22 protein-coding genes are annotated in these 24380 nt (G+C 67.7%); 17 read left to right on the top strand and 5 right to left on the bottom strand.

What is annotated here, in order from left to right:
• Window position 1: 1 nt before the first annotated feature.
• Complete coding sequence (locus tag K883_RS21830; protein WP_036455816.1) at window positions 2–889, bottom strand: DMT family transporter; 888 nt, start codon at window positions 887–889, stop codon at window positions 2–4.
• Window positions 890–1038: 149 nt separating this feature from the next.
• On the opposite strand from K883_RS21830, the gene K883_RS21825 reads away from it, so the two are divergent.
• From K883_RS21825 to K883_RS21785, 9 genes are all read left to right on the top strand, one after another.
• Entirely contained in the window at window positions 1039–2136 is a 1098-nt protein-coding gene (locus K883_RS21825; RefSeq protein ID WP_014382685.1) for a ferredoxin reductase, read from the top strand.
• A gap of 16 nt (window positions 2137–2152) precedes the next feature.
• Window positions 2153–3556, top strand: coding sequence for a fatty acid desaturase family protein (locus K883_RS21820; RefSeq protein WP_179945114.1), 1404 nt, complete (start codon window positions 2153–2155; stop codon window positions 3554–3556).
• Window positions 3557–3634: 78 nt separating this feature from the next.
• On the top strand, window positions 3635–4912 hold the full coding sequence (locus tag K883_RS21815; protein WP_036455814.1) for a molybdopterin-dependent oxidoreductase: 1278 nt from the start codon (window positions 3635–3637) through the stop codon (window positions 4910–4912).
• On the top strand, window positions 4905–5435 hold the full coding sequence (locus tag K883_RS21810) for a hypothetical protein (RefSeq protein WP_036455812.1): 531 nt from the start codon (window positions 4905–4907) through the stop codon (window positions 5433–5435). Before K883_RS21815 ends, K883_RS21810 begins: the two co-directional genes overlap by 8 nt.
• A 438-nt stretch (window positions 5436–5873) precedes the next feature.
• On the top strand, window positions 5874–7487 hold the full coding sequence (locus tag K883_RS21805) for a class I adenylate-forming enzyme family protein (RefSeq protein ID WP_036455810.1): 1614 nt from the start codon (window positions 5874–5876) through the stop codon (window positions 7485–7487).
• Complete coding sequence (locus K883_RS21800; RefSeq protein WP_050989385.1) at window positions 7474–8247, top strand: class II aldolase/adducin family protein; 774 nt, start codon at window positions 7474–7476, stop codon at window positions 8245–8247. Before K883_RS21805 ends, K883_RS21800 begins: the two co-directional genes overlap by 14 nt.
• An 85-nt stretch (window positions 8248–8332) precedes the next feature.
• The gene (locus tag K883_RS21795; protein WP_008257165.1) at window positions 8333–9601 is read left to right on the top strand and encodes an amidohydrolase family protein; all 1269 of its coding nucleotides are present in this window, start codon (window positions 8333–8335) and stop codon (window positions 9599–9601) included.
• A 102-nt stretch (window positions 9602–9703) separates the two neighbouring features.
• Window positions 9704–10174, top strand: coding sequence for a GbsR/MarR family transcriptional regulator (locus K883_RS21790; protein WP_008257164.1), 471 nt, complete (start codon window positions 9704–9706; stop codon window positions 10172–10174).
• Window positions 10171–10992 carry a class I SAM-dependent methyltransferase gene (locus tag K883_RS21785; protein ID WP_036455808.1) on the top strand — a complete coding sequence of 274 codons (822 nt, stop codon included), beginning with the start codon at window positions 10171–10173 and terminating at the stop codon, window positions 10990–10992. Before K883_RS21790 ends, K883_RS21785 begins: the two co-directional genes overlap by 4 nt.
• Before the next feature lie 3 nt (window positions 10993–10995).
• Here K883_RS21785 and K883_RS21780 read toward each other — a convergent pair whose 3' ends face one another.
• Window positions 10996–12021 (bottom strand): NAD(P)H-dependent flavin oxidoreductase, encoded by a 1026-nt coding sequence (locus K883_RS21780; protein ID WP_020822662.1) that lies wholly within the window; start codon window positions 12019–12021, stop codon window positions 10996–10998.
• An 86-nt stretch (window positions 12022–12107) separates the two neighbouring features.
• Between K883_RS21780 and K883_RS21775 the strand changes: the two genes are divergently transcribed.
• The gene (locus K883_RS21775) at window positions 12108–13709 is read left to right on the top strand and encodes an arylsulfatase (RefSeq protein WP_020822661.1); all 1602 of its coding nucleotides are present in this window, start codon (window positions 12108–12110) and stop codon (window positions 13707–13709) included.
• On the opposite strand, the gene K883_RS21770 is transcribed toward K883_RS21775, so the two are convergent.
• The 3 genes from K883_RS21770 to K883_RS21760 form a co-directional block, all read right to left on the bottom strand.
• Complete coding sequence (locus K883_RS21770) at window positions 13706–14314, bottom strand: class I SAM-dependent methyltransferase (protein WP_255358944.1); 609 nt, start codon at window positions 14312–14314, stop codon at window positions 13706–13708. The genes K883_RS21775 and K883_RS21770 overlap by 4 nt on opposite strands.
• 106 nt (window positions 14315–14420) lie before the next feature.
• Window positions 14421–15260 carry a sugar phosphate isomerase/epimerase family protein gene (locus tag K883_RS21765; protein WP_020822659.1) on the bottom strand — a complete coding sequence of 280 codons (840 nt, stop codon included), beginning with the start codon at window positions 15258–15260 and terminating at the stop codon, window positions 14421–14423.
• The gene (locus K883_RS21760) at window positions 15257–15862 is read right to left on the bottom strand and encodes a SecDF P1 head subdomain-containing protein (protein WP_263651689.1); all 606 of its coding nucleotides are present in this window, start codon (window positions 15860–15862) and stop codon (window positions 15257–15259) included. Before K883_RS21760 ends, K883_RS21765 begins: the two co-directional genes overlap by 4 nt.
• A gap of 153 nt (window positions 15863–16015) precedes the next feature.
• On the opposite strand from K883_RS21760, the gene K883_RS21755 reads away from it, so the two are divergent.
• The 7 genes from K883_RS21755 (at window position 16016) to K883_RS21725 (ending at window position 24380) form a co-directional block, all read left to right on the top strand.
• Window positions 16016–16699, top strand: a complete 684-nt coding sequence (locus tag K883_RS21755) for a TetR/AcrR family transcriptional regulator (protein WP_020822657.1) — start codon at window positions 16016–16018, stop codon at window positions 16697–16699.
• A gap of 250 nt (window positions 16700–16949) precedes the next feature.
• Entirely contained in the window at window positions 16950–18155 is a 1206-nt protein-coding gene (locus K883_RS21750) for a cytochrome P450 (protein WP_020822656.1), read from the top strand.
• The gene (locus K883_RS21745; protein WP_036455914.1) at window positions 18152–18988 is read left to right on the top strand and encodes a mycofactocin-coupled SDR family oxidoreductase; all 837 of its coding nucleotides are present in this window, start codon (window positions 18152–18154) and stop codon (window positions 18986–18988) included. The genes K883_RS21750 and K883_RS21745 overlap by 4 nt, the downstream gene beginning before the upstream one ends.
• A gap of 33 nt (window positions 18989–19021) precedes the next feature.
• Window positions 19022–19990, top strand: a complete 969-nt coding sequence (locus K883_RS21740; RefSeq protein WP_009952401.1) for an enoyl-CoA hydratase/isomerase family protein — start codon at window positions 19022–19024, stop codon at window positions 19988–19990.
• Between the two features lie 19 nt (window positions 19991–20009).
• Complete coding sequence (locus K883_RS21735) at window positions 20010–22343, top strand: CaiB/BaiF CoA transferase family protein (protein WP_036455802.1); 2334 nt, start codon at window positions 20010–20012, stop codon at window positions 22341–22343.
• Window positions 22340–23101 carry an SDR family NAD(P)-dependent oxidoreductase gene (locus K883_RS21730; protein ID WP_008257140.1) on the top strand — a complete coding sequence of 254 codons (762 nt, stop codon included), beginning with the start codon at window positions 22340–22342 and terminating at the stop codon, window positions 23099–23101. The genes K883_RS21735 and K883_RS21730 overlap by 4 nt, the downstream gene beginning before the upstream one ends.
• Before the next feature lie 19 nt (window positions 23102–23120).
• Window positions 23121–24380, top strand: coding sequence for a hypothetical protein (locus K883_RS21725; protein ID WP_008257138.1), 1260 nt, complete (start codon window positions 23121–23123; stop codon window positions 24378–24380).

Raw genomic sequence — 24380 nt, 5'->3', positions numbered from 1 at the left:
ATCAGCGGCCCGAGACAGCGTCGGCCCCACCGGCCTCGCTGGGCGCCGGCGCTTCCCCGAACCGCGCCAGCACCAACGTCGCCGCCACCGCGACGGCGAATCCCGCGATCACGAGCCCACCGAGCCCGTCGCGCGCCGTGTCACCCAACCACGCCACCCCCACGAACGCCGGCGCGAGGGTTTCCCCGACGACCATGCCCGCGACCGCCGTGGTCACGGATCCGCGATGCAGAGCCGAGGTGAGCAACAGAAATCCGGCGGCGCCACCCGCGGCCGCCGCGTACAGGGCGGGGTTGGTGTAGAACGACCGCGTGGTCGGATCGATCACGTCGATCAGGCGCACACCGACCTCGACGACGCCGAAGCCCGTCCCGGCACCCAGCCCCAACGCGAGCGCTCGCGCGCGGTCGGGCAGACGCCCGGCGGCGAAACCGGCGATCAGTACCGCGGCCACCACGCCCAGGAGCGCCCAGCCGAGCCCGGCCGGGGCGTGTCGAAAGTGCCCTGGCCCGGCGGCCACAGCGAGGGCGACGAGGCTGGCGCAGACCACGCCGACGGCGCACCACTCGACCCGCGACAGCCGGGCCGACAACACCCACGCGGCGACGACCCCGGTGACGGCGATCGAGGCGGCCAGCGCCGCGGCGACGACGTAGATCGGAACCAGCCGCAGCGCGGCCACCTGAAGGACAAACCCGACGACGTCGAGGCCGATCCCGACCAGGTAGCGCCACTGCCGGACGGCCCGCAGCAGCAGCACGGCGTCGACGCCCGAGCCGCTGCCCGCTTCCACCGATCGCGTCCCCGCCGCTTGCAACACGGTCGCGGTGCCGTAACAGAGCGAGCAGCCCAACGCGAGGAGAAAGCCGATCAACACACCCACCGACACTAGCCGCGCGGGGCGCCGACCCCGCCCAACACGCAATGGTGAACGGATAGGCGATGCCGATATGCGCATTTTGCATATGTGTAACCATGTGTCCCAAGCAGATTCAGATTGGCGGTTTGGGTCGGTGTACAACTGTGTACTCCGTTGTTATGGCTGAACGCGGTGCCCGGCCCCACGTCCCACGCGGGCGTCGGCTGTTCCTGCGCGCGGTGCGGCGATTGTTCAGCCCGCTACAGCCCGACGACTACCTGGAGATGATCAATCCGCTGTGGACCACCAAGGAGCTGCGCGGAAAGGTCGAGCGCGTCGAGCCGCAGGGCTCGGAAGCGGCCAGCGTCCTGATCAGGCCGGGTTATGAATGGCCTGGTCACCAGCCCGGGCAGTACGTGCGGCTCGGCGTCGTCATCGACGGGGTCTACCACTGGCGCGCGTATTCGCTCACGTCGGATCCGGTGCCCGAAGACGGGCTGATCAGCGTGACGCCCAAGAAGGTGGACGGGGGTGTGGTGTCGCCGTATCTGGTGCAACGGATCCAGCCCGGGGACTTGGTCCGGCTCGGCGAGATCGAAGGCGTCTTCACCCTGCCCGAACCGCTGCCGCCCAAACTGCTGTTCATCAGCGCCGGGAGCGGCATCACCCCGGTGATCAGCATGCTGCGCAGCCTCGACCATCGCGACGCGTTCGGTGACGTCGTGGTCATCCACTCCGCGCGAACCCGCGAGCAGGTGATGTTCCTGTCCGTCCTCGAAGACCTCGACCGCCGGCACCCCGGCATGCGGCTGGATCTGCGTTTGACCTCCGAGCGGGGCAGGCTCAAGCCGGACGACCTGGACGACGCCTGCCCGGACTGGCGCGAACGCGAGACGTTCAGCTCGGGTCCCGGCGACATGCTCGACGCGCTGATCGAGCACTGGGAAGGCAACGCCGACCGCGAACGAATGCACTTCGAACGGTTCCAGCCCAAGATCGGTGGCGACGCCAACGCCGGAGAGGGCGGCACGGTGTGCTTTCTCGACAGTGAGAAGTCCGTCGAATGTGACGGCGGCACCTCGATCTTGGAGGCGGGGGAGAAGGCCGGCCTCAATCTGGCCCACGGCTGCCGAATCGGCATCTGCCACACCTGCGTCGGGACCCTGAAGTCGGGCAAGCTGCGTGACCTGCGCTCGGGTGACGTCATCGAGCCCACCGAACAGGACGTCCGAATCTGCATCAACACCGCCGAAGGCGACGTGAAACTCGCACTGTGATCGAAAGGAGCGGCCGGTGACCTCCGTCGCGGAAAAGACGATGAAAAGCCCCCTTGAGCGCCTGAGCGAACGAGAGCTCGAAAAACTCGCCAAGGAACTCGATGCGATCCATGACGAGGTGTTCGCCGATCTGGGCGAGCGGGATCGGCGCTACATCAAGACGGTCATCTCGGTACAGCGACAGATCGTGGTGGCCGGCCGCATCCTGCTGCTGGGATCGCGTTCGAAAACCGCGTGGATCCTGGGAACCGCCTGCCTGGGAATGGCCAAGATCCTCGAGAACATGGAGATCGGCCACAATGTGATGCACGGCCAATGGGATTGGATGAACGATCCCGATATCCATTCCTCCGTGTGGGATTGGGACACCGCCTCGACCGCCGAGGCGTGGAAGCATTCCCACAACTACATCCACCACACCTACACCAACATCCTCGGCAAAGACAAAGACCTCGGCTACGAACTCCTGCGCATCGATCCCGCGCAGAAGTGGGCCCCGCGGTACCTGTTCCAGCCGATCTCCAACCTGTTGCTGACGCTGCTGTTCGAGTGGGGCGTGGCGATCCACGACATGGACATCGAGGCCATCCGGCGCCGCGAGAAGCCCTGGTCGGAGGTGCGCAAGGACCTGCGCGGCATCAGCGGAAAGGCGCGCGCGCAGGTCATCAAGGACTACCTCGGCTGGCCGTTGATCAGCGCCGGCGCCTTCGCGCTCGTTCAGCTGGCCGCACGCGGCAGGCTCGATCAGCCCCCGCGGTCGCGCGTGGGCAGGGCGCTGCGCAGGGCCGGTGGCGGACGCCTGGGCCCGGCGGCGGGTCTGCTGGACAAGCTCTTGCCGGGGGTGGAAAGCACCTATCTGCGGACCCTGGGCGCCGACGCGCTGGCCAACGTCATCCGCAATGTGTGGGCGCACGCCATCATCTTCTGCGGCCATTTTCCCGACCAGACCTACACTTTCACCCCCGAAGAGGTCGAGAACGAGACGCGCGGCGGGTGGTATGTGCGCCAACTGGTCGGCGCCGCCAACATCGAAGGCAGCCCGCTGTTCCATGTCATCAGCGGCAACCTCGGCTACCAGGTGGAACACCACCTCTATCCCGACATGCCGAGCAGCCGCTACTCGGAGATCGCGCCGAAGGTCAAAGACATCTGCGAACGCTACGAACTGCCGTACAACTCCGGCCGCTTCTCGAAGCAGTGGTTGATGGTGCACCGCACCATCTTTCGATTGGCCTTCCCCGGCGGGAAGCCGCGGCGCAAACCCGGACCGTACCGAAGCGCGGCCGACCGTCCGGGGATGCAGCGGCCCAGCGAGGGCGCCCGCTTCCGGGAACGCGTCCCGGCCGAACACCCGGCCGCGGGCCCCGAACACGAGTCCGGCGGCGTCGCGGTGCGGCCGCCACCACGCGGCAACGACTGACCGCACCCTCGGTTCGCGCCGCCCGGCGAGGATCTGCGAAATGAACCGCTATCGCCGGACCCTCGTGAATGATGATCGATGGTGCATCTCATCCGGACCGCCAGCGGCCTTCCCGCGCGGCTGTGGCGCAGCCCGCTGCGCGGACCTTGGCTGACAGCGGTATTCGGCTCGGCGCTGTTGGTGACGCTGCCGATCGTCATCCTCACCGGCCTGCTGTCCTACATCGCCTACGGGCCGCGATTCGGCCAGGCCATCCCGGGCGACGTCGGCTGGCTGAAGTTGCCGACCTTCGACTGGCCCGCCGATCCGTCGTGGCTGTACCGGCTGACCCAGGGACTCCACGTCGGGCTCGGTTTGGTGTTGATCCCGGTGGTGCTCGCCAAGCTGTGGTCGGTGATACCGCGACTGTTCGTGGTGCCGCCCGCACGGTCGGTTGCCCAACTGCTGGAACGGGTTTCGCTGCTGATGCTGGTCGGGGGCGTCCTCTTCGAGATCGTCACCGGCGTGCTGAACATCCAGTACGACTACATTTTCGGGTTCAGCTTCTACACCGCCCACTATTTCGGCGCCTGGGTCTTCATCACCGGGTTCGTCGTGCACGTGGCGATCAAGAGCCGGCGCATGTGGTCCGGTTTGCGCTCGATGCCGCTGCGGGAGGTGCTGCGCACCGCACGCGCCGACACCAAGCCGCAGCCCTGGCAGCCCGACTCCCTGGTCGCCGCCGACCCCGGCCTTGCGACGATGAGCCGCCGCGGCGCGCTGTTGCTGGTGGGCGGGGGCGCGCTGTTCCTCGCGCTCATCACCGCCGGTCAAACCATCGGCGGGTACGCCCGGCCCGCCGCGTTACTCCTGCCGCGCGGGCGCAGCCGGGGCAACGGGCCCAATGACTTCGAGGTCAACCGGACCGCGGCGGCCGCCGGCATTTCGACCGCGGACACCGCGCACCGATGGCGGCTGACGATGACCGGTGGCCCCCGACCGGTGACCGTCGACCGCGCCGCGCTGCTGGCGATGCCGCAACACACCGCCGTGCTGCCGATCGCCTGCGTGGAGGGCTGGTCGACCACCCAAACGTGGAGCGGGGTGCGGCTGGCCGAACTCGCCCGCCTCGCCGGTGTGCCCGCGCCGGAATCGGCGCGAGTGTCGTCGCTGGAACGCTCCGGCGCCTTCACGGGCGCCACCCTGCAGGGCAACCAGGTGCGGCACCCGGACGCGCTGCTGGCGCTGCGGGTCAACGGCACCGACCTGTCGCCGGACCACGGCTTTCCCGCGCGCATCATCGTGCCCGCGCTGCCCGGCGTGCACAACACCAAATGGGTGGCCGCCATTGACTTCCGGACGGCCGCCGATGCGTAACGCGTTCGCGAGGCTCTACGGGTCCCACCCGCTGCACCTGCTGACCATGATCGCCGGATTCGCGGTGCTGGGCTACGTGGTCGCCACGGTCAAACCGGCCACGCTGTGGAACCCCGACGTGTGGTGGCAGTCGATCGTCGTGTGGTTCGCCGCGGCCGTCGTCGCCCACGACCTGGTGTTGTTCCCGGTCTATGCGGGCCTCGACCGGCTGCTGTCCCGCCGACCGCCGTGCCCCGGTCCCGACGTGCCCGTGCTCAACCATCTCCGGGTGCCCGCGCTGGGGGCGGGCCTCACGCTGCTGGTGTTCCTTCCCGGCATCATCAGGCAGGGCGGCGCCACGTACCGGGCGGCGACCGGCCAGACCCAGGACCCATTCCTGGGCCGGTGGCTGTTGTTGACCGCGGCGATGTTCGCGGTCAGCGCCGCAGCCTATGCCATCCGGACGGCAAGGGCGCGGCAGCGGACCCGGGCGCGGGAAATGGCGCCCCGGGCAACGAATCAACGCCCCGGCGACGGGCCTTAGAGGATTCTTGGTGACTCCTTGGAGTGTCCTTGCGGGTGCGCGCGCGTCCCGTGTATCTCCATTCGGCTAACTACACTCCCGCCCCGTGGGGAGCCGAAACGAAAGAACAGGAGCCACGTTCTGCGCGGGGGTGGCCGCGTTCGTCCTCGCGCTGGGCTCCTCGGCCGGCAGCGCGACAGGACCGACAACGTCAGCAGCTTTGTCCAGCCCCCTGCCCGTTTCGCAAAGCGATCCCGACGGCGTGCAACCCACCGGTGGAAACGGGTGCATCATCGGCCTCAATTGCGGGTGCCTGCATAACTGCCACAAGCCGCGGGCCCACCCTCCGAATGTTCCCGCCAAGACGCAGCGCTCCACTCCCGCCCCGAGGAATCCCTAGCCGGCTGTTTCTCGGCGGGAGCGAGACCGGGCCCCGCGTCGCTTCCTATCATTGACCGAATGAGCGCCGGCGGGCTGGATATCGAGTCGTCGCCGGCATTCTCCGAACAGGACCCGGCCCGGTTTCGCGAGGCCGGCTGGTGGTGCGATACGACGCTGTCGGACGCCGTGCGCCGCAACGCCGCGCAAACCCCAAACCGCCTCGCCTATGTCGACCACCCCGAAGCGTCGCTGACATGGCGTGAATTCGACGACGCCGCAACACGTTTGGCGCAGTCCCTGGCCGGTGCCGGCGTCACGCGCGGGGACCGGGTCGCGGTATGGCACCGTGACTCCGCGGCCATCCACGCCCTGTTCGTCGCCATCGAACGCTGCGGGGCGGTGGTCGTCGGCGTCGGCGCACGGGCCGGCACCCGCGAGGCCACAGCGATACTGCGCAGCGCCCAGCCGAAGGCCCTGATCAGCGATGAGCCCCACCGCGAGGCCGCCGCGGGCGTCGCCGATGAACTCGGGCTGCCGGCGCTGCTGCTGGACCGGACCCTTCGCCTGGACATCGACGCCGAGCCCACGGCGCTCACGACCGACGCCCGCCTCGGCCCCGACGACGTTTTCCTGATCAATTCCACCTCCGGGACCACCGGGCTGCCCAAGTGTGTCGTGCACACCCAGAACCGTTGGCATTACTTCCACCAGAAGGCTGTCGCCAACGGGCTGCTGGCGCCGGACGACGTCTTTTTGCCGGTGATACCCACGCCGTTCGGGTTCGGGCTCTGGACCAGCCACACCACACCGATCTACCTCGGCGCCACCGCGGTGCTCCTGGACCGGTTCACCACCAAAGCCACCTGCGAGGCCATCGCCCGGCACAGGGTCACCGTATTATGTTGCGTCAGCACACAATTGACCATGCTGATGGCGGACCCGGCCAGCCGCGAACACGACCTGAGCTCGCTGCGCGTCGTCTACACCGGCGGCGAGGCGTTGCCGTATCGCCCGGCGGCCGAATTCGAGGAACTCACGGGCGCCAAGATCCTGCAGTTCTTCGGCTCGAACGAAACGGGGATGCTCAGCGCGACCACCGTCGACGACTCCCGCGAACGGCGGCTGCGCACCGGGGGCCGCATCATCCCCGAGATGTCGGTCCGCCTCTTCGACGGCGACCGCGACGTGACCGACACGGGTCGGGGCCAGCCCGCGTGCCGGGGCCCGGCGACCAGCCTCGGTTACCTCGGCGGCACCGACCACGACAAGCTGTTCACCCCCGACGGGTGGATGCGCATGGGCGACATCTGTGAGATCGACGCGGACGGCTATCTGCGGGTCACCGGGCGCACCTCCGACTTCATCGTCCGTGGCGGCAAGAACATCAGCGCAAGCCAGGTCGAAGACGCCGTGACCACCCACCCCGCCGTCGCGGTGGCCGCCGCGATCGCCATGCCCGATCCGGTGTTCGGCGAAAAAGTCTGCCTCTACGCCGAACTCACCGGCTCCGCCACCATCGACCTTCCCCAGCTCGTCGAACACCTGCTGGCGCTGGGAGTTTCCAAGGAACTGCTGCCCGAGCGCCTCATCATTCTCGACGAATTGCCTCGCTCGTCGGGCGGAAAGATAGCCAAAGGCCGACTTCGCGAGGATATTGGAGCCAGGATGGAGGCTGGTCATGAATGCACCTGATGCACGCCGTGGCGGGCTGGAAGTCTGGGCGCCGTCAGTGGTTCCGCCGATCGGCGTCGAGCTGTCCCACGAGCAGGCGCTCGCCATCGCATTCCGCCACCTCGCCGGCATCGGTTTCGCCGAGAACATGGCCGGACACATCACCTGGCAGCTCGACGGCCAGACGAACATGTTCGTCAATCCCTGGGGCCTGTGGTGGCAGGAGGTCAGCGCCTCCGACATCTGCGTGGTGGACGGCGACGCGCGCGTCGTCAGCGGCCGTTGGGACGTCACCCCGGCCATCCACATCCACACCGAACTGCACCGCGTCCGCGACGACGCCCGCGTGGTCATCCACAACCACCCGTACTACGTGTGCGTGCTCGCCGCGCTGGGCAGGCTGCCGGAGCTGGTGCACCAGACCGGGTCGCTGTTCCTCGACGACCTGTGCCTGGTCGAGACCTACGACGGCGAGATCGACAGCCCCACTCGCGCCGCGGATCTCGCGGCCCGCATCGGCGGGGCCAACCTGACCATCCTGGCCAACCACGGCGTCATCGCGACCGGCCGCAACCTGCCCGAGGCCGTCTACCGCGCGGCCTCGATCGAACGGGTGTGCAAGCTGGCCTACGACGTCATGCTCACCGGTAATCAGCCGGTGGCGATGCGGTGGTCGGATATGGCCGGCATGCAACGCTCGCTGATCGAACGGGCCGCCGACGTGTACTGGGCCGGGGCCGCGCGGATGACGATCAAGGCCGACCCCGATGTGCTCACCTAACCCGCGAGCAGACGCAAAAGCACCCGCGCACACGGCGTGTCGGGTGCTTTTGCGTCTGCTCGCGCCACCTCGAGGAGTTTGACGCGTGAAATCGATCGACGAGCTGGCCACCGACCTGAACTTCACCACGGCCAAGACCGGCGCCGAACGGTCGGTCACCTTCCTGCCCGATCCGCCCCGGGCGCGACGCCGCTACACCGTCATCTCGGTCGACGACCACATCGTCGAACCCCCCGACACCTTCACCGGCCGGCTGCCCCGAAAGTTCGCCGACCGGGCGCCCAAAGTCGTCGACACCGACACCGGGGGCCAGACCTGGGTGTACGACGGCCGGGAGCTGCCCAACGTCGGCTTCAACGCGGTGGTCGGGCGGCCGGTGGCGGAATACGGCTTCGAACCCGTGCGATTCGACGAGATGCGCAGGGGCGCATGGGATATCCATGAGCGCGTCAAGGATATGGACCTCAACGGTATCTACGCCTCGCTCAACTTCCCCTCGTTTCTGCCCGGCTTCGCCGGGCAGCGGCTGCAGCAGGTGACCACCGATCGCGACCTCGCGCTGGCCTGCGTCCGCGCCTGGAACGACTGGCATTTCGACGTCTGGGCGGGCTCGTACCCCGACCGCATTATTCCCTGCCAATTGCCGTGGCTGCTCGACCCCGAGCTCGGCGCGAAGATGATCTACGAGAACGCCGACCGCGGCTTTCACGCCGTGACGTTCAGCGAGAACCCCGCGATGCTCGGCCTGCCGAGCATCCACACCGACCACTGGGATCCGATGATGGCCGCGTGCGCCGAGACCGGCACCGTGGTCAACCTGCACATCGGATCGTCCGGGTCGTCGCCGTCCACCACCGCGGACGCGCCGCCGGACGTGCAGGGCGTGCTGTTTTTCGCCTACGCCATCTCCGCGGCGGTCGACTGGTTGTACTCGGGGCTGCCCAGCAGGTTCCCCGACCTGAAGATCTGTCTGTCCGAAGGCGGAATCGGTTGGGTGGCAGGACTGCTCGACCGCCTCGACCACATGCTCAGCTATCACGCGATGTACGGCACCTGGCAAGCGCTCGGCGAGCGCCTGACCCCCGCGGAGGTGCTGGTCCGCAACTTCTGGTTCTGCGCGGTCGAGGACAAGTCGTCGTTCGTTCAGCGCGACCGGATCGGCGTCGACAACATCATGCTGGAAGCCGACTACCCGCATTGCGACTCGACGTGGCCGCACACCCAGCAGGCCATCCACGAACAGATCGGCGACCTGCCGTCCGACGTCATCCGGAAGTTCAGCTGGGAGAACGCATCCCGCCTGTATCGGCACCCGGTGCCCGCCGCCGTGCAGCGCGACCCCGAGGCGTTCTGAGCCCGGCAACCCAGACCCCTTGATCACCGGCGGGGGGTTCCGCCAGCGTCCCGCCTCGTATAAGTTACGTTTAGTACGTACTGAACGAACGGGATGGAGCGTATGTCGCCGGATGAGGCCGAGTTCGTCGACCGGCTCGGGCTGTTCTTCGAGTTGCTGGGCGCCACCCGCACCATGGGCCGGGTCTACGGGTGGCTGCTGATCTGCGATCCGCCGCAGCAGTCGCTGACCGCGCTGGCCGCCGCGTTGTCCGTGAGCAAGGCGTCGATCAGCACCGTCGCCCGGCAACTGCTGGAGGGCGGCATGGTCGAGCGCTTGCCGAGCCCGAACCGCCAGCACCTCTACCGGGTCACGCCGGGGGGGTTCACCAGCGTGCTGGAAACCCAGCTGTCCCTGATGCGGCTGGGGATCGAACCCGCCGAATTCGCGCTGTCCGTGCTGGACGAGGACCGCGCCGAACAACGCCAACGCGTGGAGGACTTCCGCGATTTCTGCGAGTTCTGCACGCAGGCCTACCGCGACCAGCTCATGGAAATGTGGACCGAATACCGCGCGAAGAGGAAACAGCGATGACCGCAACGGACAAAGTCGATTTCAGCTCGGTCGCCTGGGGATCGGTGGAATGGACGAATCTCGTCACACTGTATCTGCGCGCATGCGAAAGCCGTTCGAAGCGGCCGATTCTGGGCGACACCGTCGCTGCGGACGCGGTGGACCGGATCAGCTACGACTTCAAGCGCATGCGCCGGAGCACCATGCCCGCCTCGAATCAATACCTGGTCGCGCTGCGCGCCAAGAAGTTCGACGACTGGTGCGCCGATTTCCTCTCCCGCCATCCCGACGCCGTCGTCCTGCACCTGGGTTGCGGCCTTGACGGCAGGGCCTTCCGGCTCGACCTACCGCCGTCGGTTTCCTGGTTCGACGTCGACCAGCCCAGCGTCATCGGGCTGCGGCGGCAGCTCTACGACGACACCGAGCGCTACCGGATGATCGGCTCGTCGGTGACCGAGCTGCGGTGGCTGGACGACGTCCCCGCCGGGCGTCGCACCCTGGTCGTCGCCGAGGGCCTGCTGATGTATCTGCACGAAGAGGAAGTCCGGCGGCTGGTGCAGCGCCTGGTCGACCGATTTCCCGGCGGTGAAATGCATTTCGATACGCTGTCGGCCCTGGCCCCGGTGCTGTCCAAGGTCTTCACCAGGGGCATCATCACCTGGGGCATCCGCGACGCGCGCCGTGTTGCGGCCTGGCATCCCCGGCTGCGGTTCCTCGAGCAGACGCCCGCGCTGGCCGGCTACGAGCACATCCCGTCGGCCGCGGTGCGGATGATCTACGCGTTGACGTGGGTGATCGGCGGGCGCGGCTACGACGTGCTCAATCGTTTTGAATATTGAACCTCACAGGTCGGATGCCAGCCGGCGCAGAATGTCGGTCGCGGGCTCGGCGGTGGCTTGCCGAAAACCGGTGCCCGCCCACAGGTGTACGTAGTCAGGCTTTCCAGCCGCCGCGGCCGCCTTGCGCAGCGGGCTGGTCAGGTGGTGGATGGCGGGATAACCCGGGGGCGCCTCGGCTTCGTGGGCGTCGATGAACGCGTTGCGCAGGCCCCGGGCCGGCCGGCCGGTGAAGGCCCGGGTCAGCACCGTCTCGGTGTACGCGGGATCGGCCAGCGCCGCCTGATGAGTGGCCGACGCGCCGCTTTCGGTGGCGCGCAACAGCACCGTCCCGACGGCGGCCGCGGCCGCTCCCGCCCTGATCACCTCGGCCACCGCGGCCGCCGTGGCGAGCCCGCCGGTGGCCAGCACCGGCAGGGGAACCGTCGCCACGACCTGCTGGACGAGGTCGACGATCGGGACCGGGGTCAGCGGCCGCGACGGCGACAGGGTGCCGGAATGCCCGCCGGCCTCCGCCGCCTGTAGGGCGAGCATGTCGACGCCGGCGTCGCGTGCCTGCTCCGCCTCTTCGGCCGTGGTGACCGTCTGGACCACCACGCTCTTGGCCCGTTGCAGCGCCGCGATCACGTCGCGCGGCGGAATGCCGAACGTGAACGACACCATCGGAACCGGATCGTCGAGCAGCAGTTCGATCTTCGCGTTGAAGCTGTCGTTGTCCTCGACGGGCTCGGAGGGCAGCGTCAGGCCGAACTGGTCGGCCTCGGCCTGGATGATCGCCGCGTACTCCCGGTAACGCCGCGGATCGACCGGCACCGGGTTCGGCGCGAACACGTTGACGCCGAATGGGATCCCTTCGGCGCGAAGGGCTTTGATCTCGGCTTCGACGGCCTCCACGGTCTTGTAGCCGGCGGCCAGCACGCCCAGGGCCCCCGCGCGGGTGGCGGCCGACACCATGGCCGGGGTGGTCGGTCCGCCCGACATGGGGGCCGCAACCAGCGGTATGGACATCCCGAACTGCGCCAACATCTCCATGCCTCGACAATATCCGCCGATATCGGCCGCGATCGGCGGTGCGGCGGCATTACACCGTGAGCACCGACCTGGCAGGATGCTTGAGCGTGAAGCGCCCCAACTTCCTCGTAATCGTCGCGGACGACCTCGGGTTTTCCGACATCGGCGCCTTCGGCGGCGAGATCGAAACACCCAACCTCGATCGGCTGGCCTACTCCGGGATCCGGCTCACCGATTTCCATTCGGCGCCGGCGTGCTCGCCGACCCGGGCGATGCTGTTGACCGGGACCGACCATCACATCGCCGGCATCGGCACGATGCTCGAGGTCGCGTCGCCGGGATTTCGCGGCGCCCCCGGCTACGAGGGCTACCTGAACGACCGGGTCGTCGCGCTGCCCGAACTCCTGCGCGACGCCGGATATCTGACGCTGATGTCGGGCAAATGGCATCTGGGCGCCACGATCGACAGGTCGCCGTGGGCACGCGGCTTCGAGCGCTCGTTCGCGCTGCTGCCCGCCGGTGCCAGCCACTACGGGGGAGCGGGCGCGCGCGGGTTTTCGCCGGTGCCAACGCTTTACACCGAGGATGACAAGTTCGTCACCGTCGGCGACGACTTCTACTCGTCGGACTCCTACACCGACACCCTGCTGCGGTACCTGGACGAGCGCGCGGCCGACGACGACCGTCCGTTCTTCGCCTACCTACCGTTCCAAGCGCCCCACTGGCCGCTGCAGGCGCCCGACGAATCCGTCGCGAAATACCGCGGCCGCTACGACGACGGACCGGACGCGCTGCGCGAGGAGCGACTGGCCGCCCTGAAGCGGCTCGGTCTCTGCCCGCCCGACGTCACCGCGCACCCGGTGGTGGCCGACGGCGCGCCCGAGTGGGCCGACATGACCGACGAGCAGCGCGCGCGCTCGGCCCGCAGCATGGAGGTCTACGCCGGGATGGTGGACCGGATGGATTACAACGTCGGCAGGGTGATCGACTACCTGTCGGCCAGCGGCGAACTCGACGACACCGTGGTGATCTTCCTGTCCGACAACGGCGCCGAGGGCGCGATCGTGGAGGCGATGCCGCTGCGCGGCGCCGAGATCGCCGCGCAGATCGAAAAGCATTGCGACAACAGCCTCGACAACCTCGGCCGGCCCACGTCCTTCATCTGGTACGGGCCGCGCTGGGCGCAGGCGGCCACCGCGCCGTCGCGGCTGCACAAGGCGTTCACCACCCAGGGCGGCATCCGGGTGACGGGTTTTGTCACCTGGCCGGGATTCGCGCGGCAACAACAGATCGGCACCGCGTTCAGCACCGTGATGGACATCGCGCCAACCCTGCTGGAGCTGGCGGGCGTCGCGCACCCGGGTACGTCCTACCGCGGCCGCGAGGTGGCCCCCATGCGCGGCCGCTCGCTGGTGGAGTATCTGACCGGCGCCGCGGAGACCGTGCACGACGCGGACACCGGAACCGGCTGGGAGTTGTTCGGCCGCCGAGCCATCCGGCAGGGCGATTGGAAGGCGCTGCACCTGCCGGCGCCGTACGGCCCGGGTGACTGGCAGCTCTACGATTTGGCTTCCGATCCCGGCGAGATTCACGACCTGGCCGCGTCGCATCCCGACAAGTTGGCCGAGCTGGTGGCGCTGTGGGATCGCTACGTCGAAGAAACCGGCGTGATCCTCGACCCCATCTCCGTGTTCGACACCGAGCTCTAGCTACCGGCGGAGCTGGGGCGGACGGCCTCAAATAGCTCGACCGAACCACTGTGCCGCGCGACCACCACGTCGAGTCCCGCATCGTCGAGCCAGCGCTGCACGTCACCGGCCCGGGGCGTGTTCCCGAAAAACCCGGCCGCCTGCAATGCCGTCACAAAGCGATCTTGGCGCCAGCCGCGACCCCGGACACACGTGCTCCCGCGCAGAATCCCACCCGGCTTGAGCACGCGGGCGAGCTCGACCACCGCAGCGTGCGGATCAGGAAGGCAATGCAGCCCGTTGAACGTCAAAACCAGGTCAAACGTGTTGTCCCGGAAGGGCAGATCTGTGATATCGGCCTCGCTGAACTCCATCAGGCCATCCAGGCCCAACTCGGTCGCCCGGCTCCGCGCCCGCCTCAGCATGTCCGATGAAATGTCCGCGGCCACGTAGCGGCAGTCCTGCCCGCGGCGCAGGCCACGAAAGGCAAAGCCCCCGCCGCACGGGATGTCGAGTACATGGGCACCGGCGGGAGCATCAGCGACACGCTCAACCACTGCTAACAGATCATGTAACGCCAATCCCCACAACGCTTTTGCGCCCACCGCGGCGACACTGTCGTTCATGGCCGCCGTGTTGTACAACGCCGATGCCACCCGAGCGGCACGCCAGCGGTCCGTTACCTGCCCCATACGCTGACTCTAAACTGCAGAGCGCTGCGGCGACAGGGTGCTATCCGGCCTGAACGTCGGCCAACAACCGGCGCGCAGCCTCGACGCAGGGGCGCAGGCGTTCGATCGGGCTAACCCCGGCCAGCGCCAATGACCTTTGCGGGACTTCGATCTCGATGACAATGTCGGTGGGCAGCGCGGCAAGGATGTCGCGCAACGGCAGGTCGCCCTCACCGGGCACCAGGCGCTCGAACATGGCCTCCTCCATGTAGTTGTCGATGCGCGGCCGCAGCGTCGTGTCATTGAGTTGGGCATAGCCGATGCGCTCGGGGTCGAGGGCCGCCAGCTCGCTCGCCCCCGAACCCGAGCGCGCCAGGTGCATGGTGTCGACCAGCAGCCGGAATTCGCTTCGCCCAACGTGATCCGTGGCGGCCAGGCCGGTGGGGAGGTCGCCGATGGTCAGGCCGGGCACCGGTTCCACGACGGTACCGATGTCGCGCCGGGCGGCATGCTCGGTCAGCGCCGCGAACTGGTCAAGGGCGCGCGAAAGGTCTGGATCGAGGCTCACCACGTTGACCCGCGGGACGCCGAGCTCGGCCATCACGTCGAGGTCGGGCCGCAGCGCGCCCACGTCGGCGCCGGGGCGTACGAGGAACCCGTCGCCGAGCGAGATGGTTACGCCGCGATCGTCCATCGCGGCGAACAGATCCTTCCTGAGGGCGGCGTCGTCCTTCAGCGAAAAGGGAGGGTAGCCGAGCGGCACCAGGGGCATGCCCTGGATGGCGGCCGAGATGTGGCGGCAGCCGAGCTCCGCGGCCAGATCCACGAACTCGATTGGGGGAAGCCCGAACACGCTGAGCATGCCGAGCGCGAGGCGATCGTTACGCCCCGTCGCGGTCACGCGGGACGACCCGCCAGCTGGGCCAATTGTGCTGCGCCCTCGGCGGTTTGGGTCGTCAGCACGATCCGTCCGGAGGTGACCTGCTCCTCGATGATCGGTGCCTCCAGCACCAGATTGTCCCGGATGAAGGCCACGTGGTCTTTGACATGCTCGGCGGTGAACGACGCCCATGCCGCCGCCGACGGCGGGTCGAGCACCAGGGTCACCTGGTAAAAATCTGCCGTCAGGGCCTTGGGTGGGTCCACGTGTATCAGCCCGAGTTGCATAATCTCCGGGCCCAGGGTGTACACGTTGGCCCGGGCGAGGTCGCACGTGTTGAGGGCGTCGGTCGGGGCCACCGGGACGTTCGGACCCATGTCGGGACACTTGGTGGCGGGCGTCGTCGGGTGTGACTTCGTCACCGGGCGAACGGGCAGCGGCGCCACCTTCACGATCGGCGCGGGTGCGGGCGGCGGGGCAGGAGTGGCGGACGCCGGGGTTGTCGGCGGGCTGGAGGGCGCGGGCTTGTGCGCCTGGTGGCAGCCACCCGTCAGCGCCGCGAGCAGGCCGATGGACCCAAGCCAGGCAACGGCGTTGCTCACACGAACTCGACGGGGCCTCATCGAAGCACACTCTACCCACGTATCCGGTGAATCCTCGGAAGTCTTGCACCGCAGTTTCTTTCGTGGCGGGCGGCGCGCCGCCGCCGAGGCGGGAAATATGCCATCCTTTACCGACACTACGAATATAGAGTAGTGTCTTGGTCCTGAATAACAATGGATAGACGACGAAAGCCTAATCCCGCCGAACGCCGCCGCGATCTATGCGATGCGGCGATTCGATTGTTGGCCGATGACGGGGCCAAGGGGCTGAGCCATTTGAAGGTGGACCGCAAAGCGGGCGTGCCGGACGGCACGACGTCGTTCTATTTCCGCACCCGCTCGGCGTTGCTGCGGGCCGTCGCGGAACGTTCGGCCGAGCTCGACCTCGCCGAACTGCAGGCGATCGCGGACACCTCCGACGCCGGCGGTGAGGCTCCCACACCCTCGCGGTTGTCGCAGGTCGTCATCCAGGCCGGCAGCGACCCGCAGCTGTACCGGACCAGGGCCCGATACGAGCTGACCATGCTGGCCACCCGCGACCCCGCGCTCGCCGCGATCCTGCAGCAGGCCACCGACGAGTTCACCAAACTGCACCGGGAAATCCTCGTGCAGCTCATGCCGCACGGCGCGGAGCTGGACCCGGCCGTCGTCGAGGATCTGAGCAACGTCACGCTGACGTTCATCAACGGCCTGCTGCAGCGGTTCGCCCACGGCGACCGGATCGTCGACAGTGCCGAGCAGCTCGACGGGGTGCTGTCGGCGATCGCGGCCGGAATATTGCGCAGTTCGGACAAGGGCCGGCTCACCCAGGCGGGCGGTCTCCGGGTGCTGCGCGGCGGGGCGCCCGGACCCCGATGACAGCCCCGACCGAATCCGGCGCGCGGACTTCCGACCCTTGCCAGAGCACCCGCAGTATGGTTCTCTACGACAATAGAGTGAGCCGACGTTCATGCGCCGTTTTCAGCCGAACTTGTGCGCATGTCAGAGCGACGCAATTAAGCGGAGTGTGTAAATTGCCCCGGACCGAATCCAACGCTGCAACGCTGGCAGCGCGAGCCCTGGTGCGGGTAATGCGGGTATCCAAAACTGCAGCGGTAGGAGGGGTTTCGTGACGGCGAGCACCGACAGCCATGTTCGTTTCGATCCATACGATGTCGGGCTGATCGCCGACCCCTACCCGATGTTCGCGCGATTGCGCGACGAGGCGCCGCTGTACTACAACGCCGAGTTCGACTTCTACGCGGTGAGCCGCTACGCCGACGTCAGCAAGGCGCTCGTCGATCACGAGACATACAGCTCCGCGCGCGGCGCGATCCTGGAGCTGATCAAGGCCAACCTCGAAATCCCGCCGGGCATGTTGATCTTCGAGGACCCACCGATTCACGACGTGCACCGCAAACTGCTGTCGCGGATGTTCACCCCGCGCAGGATCGCCGCGCTCGAACCGATGATCCGCGACTTCTGCGCCGCGCTCCTGGATCCGCTGGTGGGCTCGGGACACTTCGACTTCGTCACCGACCTGGGTGCCCAGATGCCGATGAAGGTCATCAGCATGTTGCTCGGCATCCCCGAAGACGACCAGGAGTACATCCGCGACCGGGGCAACGCGCAGCTGCGCACGGAGGCCGGCAAGCCGATGGACGCGGCCCAGCACGGCCTGTCCGTCGGCGAGCAGTTCGAGGCCTACATCGACTGGCGCGCGGAGCATCCGTCCGACGACATCATGACCGAACTCCTCAACGTCGAGTTCGTCGATGAAAAGGGTGTGAACCGGCACCTCAGTCGGGAAGAGATCCTCGTGTACCTCAACGTCGTCGCCGGGGCGGGTAACGAAACGACCACACGGCTGATCGGTTGGTCCGGAAAGGTTCTCGCCGAGCACCCCGACCAGCGCCGCGACCTCGTCGAGAACCCCGCGCTCATCCCGCAGGCGATCGAAGAGCTGTTGCGCTACGAGCCGCCGGCCCCGCACGTGTCCCGATACGTGACACGCGACGTCACGGTGCACGACCAAACGGTGCCCGAAGGCAGCGTGATGATGATGCTCATCGGATCGGCGTGCCGCGACGAGGCCCAATTCGGGCCCGACGCGGGCGAATTCAACATCCATCGCGCGGTCCGCCCGCACCTCACCTTCAGCATGGGCACGCACTTCTGCCTGGGCTCGGCGCTGGCGCGCCTGGAGGGCCGCGTCGCGCTCGAGGAGATCCTCAAGCGTTTCCCCGAGTGGGAGGTCGACCTGAGCAATGCCACCCTCAGCCCGACCTCCACGGTGCGGGGCTGGGAATGCATGCCGGCGCTGGTGTCGCGATGACGGGCCGGGTAGCAGGGAAGGTAGCGTTCATAAGCGGTGCCGCCCGCGGCCAGGGCCGCAGCCACGCCGTGCGCCTGGCGCAAGAGGGCGCCGACATCATCGCGATCGACGTCTGCGGGCCGATCGAGAACCTGGCGTATCCCCACTCGACACCCGAAGACCTCGACGAAACCGCCGACCTGGTCAAGGCTCTCGACCGGCGCATCGTGACCGCGCAGGTCGACGTCCGCGACTACGACGCGCTGAAGGCGGCCGTGGACAGCGGGGTGGAACAACTCGGCCGCCTCGACATCATCGTCGCCAACGCGGGCATCGGCACGTTCGGCAACAAGCTGCACAAGATCCGCGAGAACATCTGGCGGGACATGATCGACGTGAACCTCTCCGGCGTCTGGCACACCGTCAAAGTCGGTGTGCCACATATCATCGCCGGCGGGCGCGGCGGTTCGATCGTGCTGACCGGTTCCGTCGGATCGCACAAGGCCATGGCCCACACCGGCCACTACATCGCCGCAAAGCATGGCGTGCTGGGCCTGATGCGGGCCTTCGCGGTCGAGTTGGGGGAGCACAGTATTCGGGTCAACTCGGTCCACCCGAGCCAGGTCAACACCCCGATGACCATCAATGAGGTGACGTTCCGGTTGTTCCGGCCCGACCTGGAGAATCCCGGGCCGGACGATTTCGCGCCGTTCTCGCAAATGATGCACACGTTGCCGGTACCGTGGGTCGAAGCGGTCGACATCAGCAACGCCGTCCTGTTCCTCGCCTCGGACGAATCTCGTTACATCACAGGCGTTTCGCTACCTGTCGACGCGGGCGCTCTGCTCAAGTAAGCGTTAACAAAATTCAACTGAAGGAAGAAGACTATGCCCGAATACGACTATGAAGAAATGAAGAAGGAAGCCGAGCAGTACATCAAGTTCGAGAAGGACAAGAAGAACCGCATCGCCTACATCACCTTCGACCGCCCCGACGCGCAGAACTCCACCACGCTGGGAATGCGGCAGAACTACGCCGATCTGATCCACAAGTGCAACGTGGACGACGACGTCAAGGTCGTCGTGATCCGCGGCGAGGGTGAGGATTTCGGTAGCGGCGGCGACCTGCCCGAACAGCGCGGGATGCTGGAGAACCCGGGCATGCCGCTGCTGCACGAGCTCGCGATCAACGACGACGACGTCAAGTACCCGCCCGGCGGCTCCTACCGCTACCTGTCCACCGTCACCGACTTCTACGCCAAGGCGCGCGCGGGAAACCGCCCGCTGCAAGAGCTTCGGAAGATCAGCATCATCGAGGCCAAGGGCTACTGCTACGGCTGGCACTTCTACCAGGCCGGCGACGCCGACCTGGTGATCTCCTCCGACGACGCACTGTTCGGCCACCCGGCCTTCCGCTACGTGGGCTGGGGCCCCCGGCTGTGGTGGTGGGCCGAGACGATGGGCCTGCGCAAGTTCTCCGAAATGCTTTTCACCGGAAGGCCGTTCAGCGCCAAGGAGATGTACGACTGCGGCTTCGTCAACAGTGTGGTGCCCCGCGACAAGCTGGAAGACGAGACCCTCAAGTACGCGCTGGCGTGCTCGAAGGCCCGCCCGACCGACACCGTTGCCGTCCAGAAGACCTTCCTGGAGCTCTACAAGCAGCACAAGGGTGAGTACTTCGGCAGCCTGCTGACCGGCATGGTCGAGGGTATGTTGCCGATGATCGCCAACGACGCGCAGGAGGTCGACCTGACCGCGGGCACCTTTGAGAAGGGCCTCAACAACGTGGTCAAGGACAACGACATGAACTTCCCGCCGGAATGGCGATTGAGCCGCTCCGGTCGCGCGAAGCCCTGACCGCCTTGCGAGGGCGCACATGTCGGCGCTGACGGCCTTCAGGGTCATCGAGCTGGCGGGATCGGTCGCGGGGGAGTATTGCGGAAAGTTGCTGGCCGACTTCGGTGCCGAGGTGATCAAGGTCGAGGCGCCCGGCCGCGGCAGCCCGACCCGGGCCATGGCGCCCCGCCTCGCTGAGGGTTGCGAGGGCAGCGCATTGTTTGCCTACCTCAACACGAACAAGCAATCGGTGGTGGTGGACGCCGAACGGCTGGGACAACTCATCGGCGGCGCCGACGCGGTCATCGACGACGGCGACACCGATGGGGCGCAGCGGCACCCCGGAGTGGTGTTCTGCTCGATCACGCCATTCGGCGCGAACGCCCCGGCCGAGTACGCGAATGCGAAGAGCATCAACGTGTTCCACGCCAGCGGCTGGGGCTACCACACTCCCAGCCATCCGGATCCGACCAGGCCGCCGCTGCGGGGGCCCGGCCGGTTCCTGGCCGACTACGAGGCGGGGCTGGAGGCGGCGCTGTGCGTCGCGGCGGCGTTGTTCGGGCGCCTGCACTCGGGCGGGGGCGAGGCCATCGACGTCTCGCAGCAGGCCGTGCTGGTCTCGCGCGCCGATTGCATTCTGGGGCGCCTGGTCACCGGCGAAGTCCCCGCCCTCGGCAGCCGCGACGACTACGACCAGCAGGGACCCGCGTCGTTCTTCGCCTGCGCCGACGGCTTCGTCTATCTGTACATGACCAGCCGCGCCCACTGGCTCGGCGTCAAACAGCTGATGGGGCGCCCGGATTGGCTCGACGACTTCGACGACGACTGGCTGGAGTTCTCCGTGACCCCGGACAAGGTCGCGACGTTCCAGCGGGGATTCGCGGCGTGGGTCCGCGACCTGTCCAAGGAGACGGCGTCCGACGAGGCGCAGCGACTCGGCGTGCCCCTGGTGCCGGTTAACGAGGCCGCCGACCTGCACCGCGCACCCCAGTACGTCCACCGGGGCTTCTTTTCCACCGTCAGCCACCCCGTGTTGGGCGACGCGGCGTACCCCACGGTGCCGTACTTGTTCGGCGCGACCCCGGCGGAAATCGTCTCTGCGGCGCCCACTCTCGGTCAGCACACCGCGTCGGTCCTCGGTGGACTCGACGCGCCCCACGCTCCACCGGCGGCGAAGGCGGCGCAGCTCAAGCCGCCGAAGACACCGCGCGGTGGACCCCTGCAGGGGGTGCGCGTCATCGAGCTCACCAAGGTGTGGGCCGGCCCGTATGCCGGCAAGCTGTTGGCGCTGTTGGGCGCCGAGGTGATCAAGGTAGAAACCGCGGCGCTGCCCGAGGAGATGCGCGCCTACGGCGGCACCGACATCAACCACGCCCCGTTCTTTCTCAGCATCAACCCCGAGATCCTGAGCGTGGACATCGACATCAAGTCCGCCGAGGGCATGGCGCAACTGCGGGAGCTGATCTCCCGCAGCGACATCGTCATCAACAACCTGCGGCCGGGCGCGATGGAGCGCCAGGGCCTCGGGTATCAGCAGCTCACCGAGATCAAACCGGACATCATCTCGGTGTCGATCAAAATGTGGGGCAATGACGGACCGTTAGGTCATCAGACCGGCTACGCGCCGTGCTTCGCCGCGCTCGCCGGGCTCGCGCCGCTGGTCGGCTACCCCGGTGGACCGCCGCTCGGAACCAGCATGCGCTACGGGGATTCCACGGTCGGCGCGGCGGCCGCCTACGCCGCCGTGGTGGCGCTGCTGCACCGCGAGCTCAGCGGCGCAGGGCAATTCGTCGACGTGTCGGCCGTCGAAACCCTTTCCTCGATGATCGGGGACTGCCTGCTGGAACACAGCCTCACCGGGCGACGACTCGGGCCCAACGGCAACCACAATCCCGACATGTGCCCGCACGGCTGCTACCCGTGCGCGGAGGGCTCGTGGGTCAGCGTGGCCGTCGCCGATGACACCGAATGGCAGCGGTTGTGCGGCGTGCTAGGCGCCGCCTCGCTGGCCGACGACCCCCGCTACGCCACCCCAGACGACCGCCAGCGGCACGCCGAGGCCCTCGACGCCGATCTCGCCGCGCTGACCCGCCAGCTCGATGCCGAGGAACTCGCGCATCGGCTACGGGCGGCGGGGGTCGCGGCCACCAAGAGCGCGACCGCCATGGATGTGGTTGGCGATCAACAACTCTGGGAGCGCGAGCTGTATCGTTTCGTTTCGGACCATCGCGAAGGCCTGCGACCGGTGCTGGGACCATCCTGGCGGATGGCGCGCAACCCCGCACGGATCTCGCGCGGCGCGCCGGATCTGGGCGAGGACACCGACTACGTTCTACACGAGATACTGCGCACCCAATCGACGGGCGGATCATGACGACATTGGCGCACACCGCGGCCCTGGTGACGGGTGCCAGCAGTGGCATCGGAGCGGCGACGGCCAAAGCGCTGGCCGCCGAGGGAGCGACGGTAGCTCTCCTCGCGCGCCGCGCCGACCGGCTGGCGGAGCTGAAAGCCGAGATCGAATCCGCCGGTGGCACAGCGCTCGTCGTCACGGCCGACGTCACGGACGCCGATCAGGTCGCGGCCGCCGTGGGGCGCACAATCGCGGAGTTCGGACGGCTCGACACCCTGGTGAACAACGCTGGCCTGATGCAATCGGCGCCCGCGACCGAAGCGCCGCTGCAGGACTGGGACAACATGGTGGCCGTCAACGTGCAGGGCGTTCTCTACGCGACCCGCGCGGCGCTGCCACACCTGATCGACGCCGCCGCCGACTCGCCACGCGCCGTGGCGGACATAGTGACCATCAGCTCCACCGCAGGGTGGGTGGCCCGGCCGAACACCGCCGTGTATTCGCTCACCAAGTTCGGGGTCAACGCGTTCAGCGAAGCCATCCGCCAAGAGGTGCTCGGCAAGCGGGTGCGCGTCGGCGTGGTGGGCCCGGGAACGGTGGATACCGAGATCTTCAGCCACCTGGGCGAATCCTCGCGGGAGGCCTTCGAAAAGCAGACGTCGGGCATGGTCATGCTGCGGCCGGAGGACATCGCCGACGCGGTCCTGTTCATGGTGACCCGCGATCGCCGGGTGGCGGTGAACCACATGCTGGTGCGCGCGGCCGAGCAGACCTGGTAGCGGTGTGAGTTCGCATTGGGTGGTCGGTGATCAATACGGATTGCCGATCCCGGCGGACCCCGCGACCCTGCTCAGCGGTGGAGCTGCGTTCCTCACGAAGGCCTTTCGGGCTTCGGGCGTCCTCGCCGACAACAGCGTCGTTCGCATCAGCGACTACCGCGAGATCAGCGGCGGCAGCACCGGACGCAAGGTGGTGCTGTCGGTCGAATACGACCGTGCCGCACCCGATCTGCACACCGAGCTGTTCGTGAAGTTCTCCCGCGATCTCGACAATCCGGTGCGCGATCGCGGAAAGACACAGATGGAGCCCGAGGTGCGCTTCGCCTCGCTGTCCCGCGCCCCGGAATTCCCGATCGCCGTACCCTGCCCGCAGTTCGCCGACTACCACCGCCCCACCGGCACCGGCCTGCTGGTCACCGAGCGAATCAAATTCGGCGGCAACGGAATCGAGCGCCAATACCACAAGTGCCTCGACTACGAGATGCCCGAGCCCCTAGGGCACTACCGAGCGCTGCTGACCGCGCTTGCGCGCCTCGCCGGCACGCATCGCTCCGGTCGGCTGCCCGCGGAATTGACCGCTCACTTTCCGTTGGACGTGCGGGCCGCGACGGTGGGCGAACGCGCGCCGCTGCCCGCGGAGAAGCTGGACCGGCGGGTGAGCCAGCTCGCCGAATTCGCGCAGACGCATCCAGGGCTGCTGCCGGCCAATGCCTGCTCACCCGAATTCCTGGCCCGCCTGCGCGACGACGTGCCGCGCGTGGCGGTCTACGAGCAGGCGATCGCACACCAATTGGCCGACGACTCCGACTATGTCGCGCTGTGCCACTGGAACGCCAACATCGACAACGCGTGGTTCTGGCGCGACAGCGGCGGCGCGTTGCAGTGCGGCCTGATGGACTGGGGATGCGTCGGCCAGATGAACCTCGGCATGGCGCTGTGGGGAGCGATGTCCGGCGCCGAGACCGACATGTGGGACACCCATCTCGACGATCTGCTGCAACTGTTCGTCGCGGAATACGAGCGCTGCGGCGGTCCGCAGCTCGAAATTGGCCGGTTGCGTCGGCACATGCTGCTCTATGCGGCCGCCATGGGGGTCGCCTGGCTGCTGGACGTGCCGGCCTTGATCCGCAAGCGATTCGACACCGTGCCCGGCACCCGCAAGGATCCGCGCATCCGGGCTGACGAAGGCGTGCGCGCGCCGCTGCAGATGCTCTCGAACCTGCTGAGCGCGTGGGAACGTCATCGCGTGGGGGACCTACTCGATGACGTTCTGCCTTAG

The sequence above is a fragment of the Mycobacterium sp. TKK-01-0059 genome (assembly GCF_000709305.1).
GTDB classification, from domain to species: Bacteria; Actinomycetota; Actinomycetes; order Mycobacteriales; family Mycobacteriaceae; genus Mycobacterium; species Mycobacterium intracellulare.
Note: the sequence above shows the minus strand (reverse complement) of the source record. Positions and strands in the feature narration are given on the sequence as shown.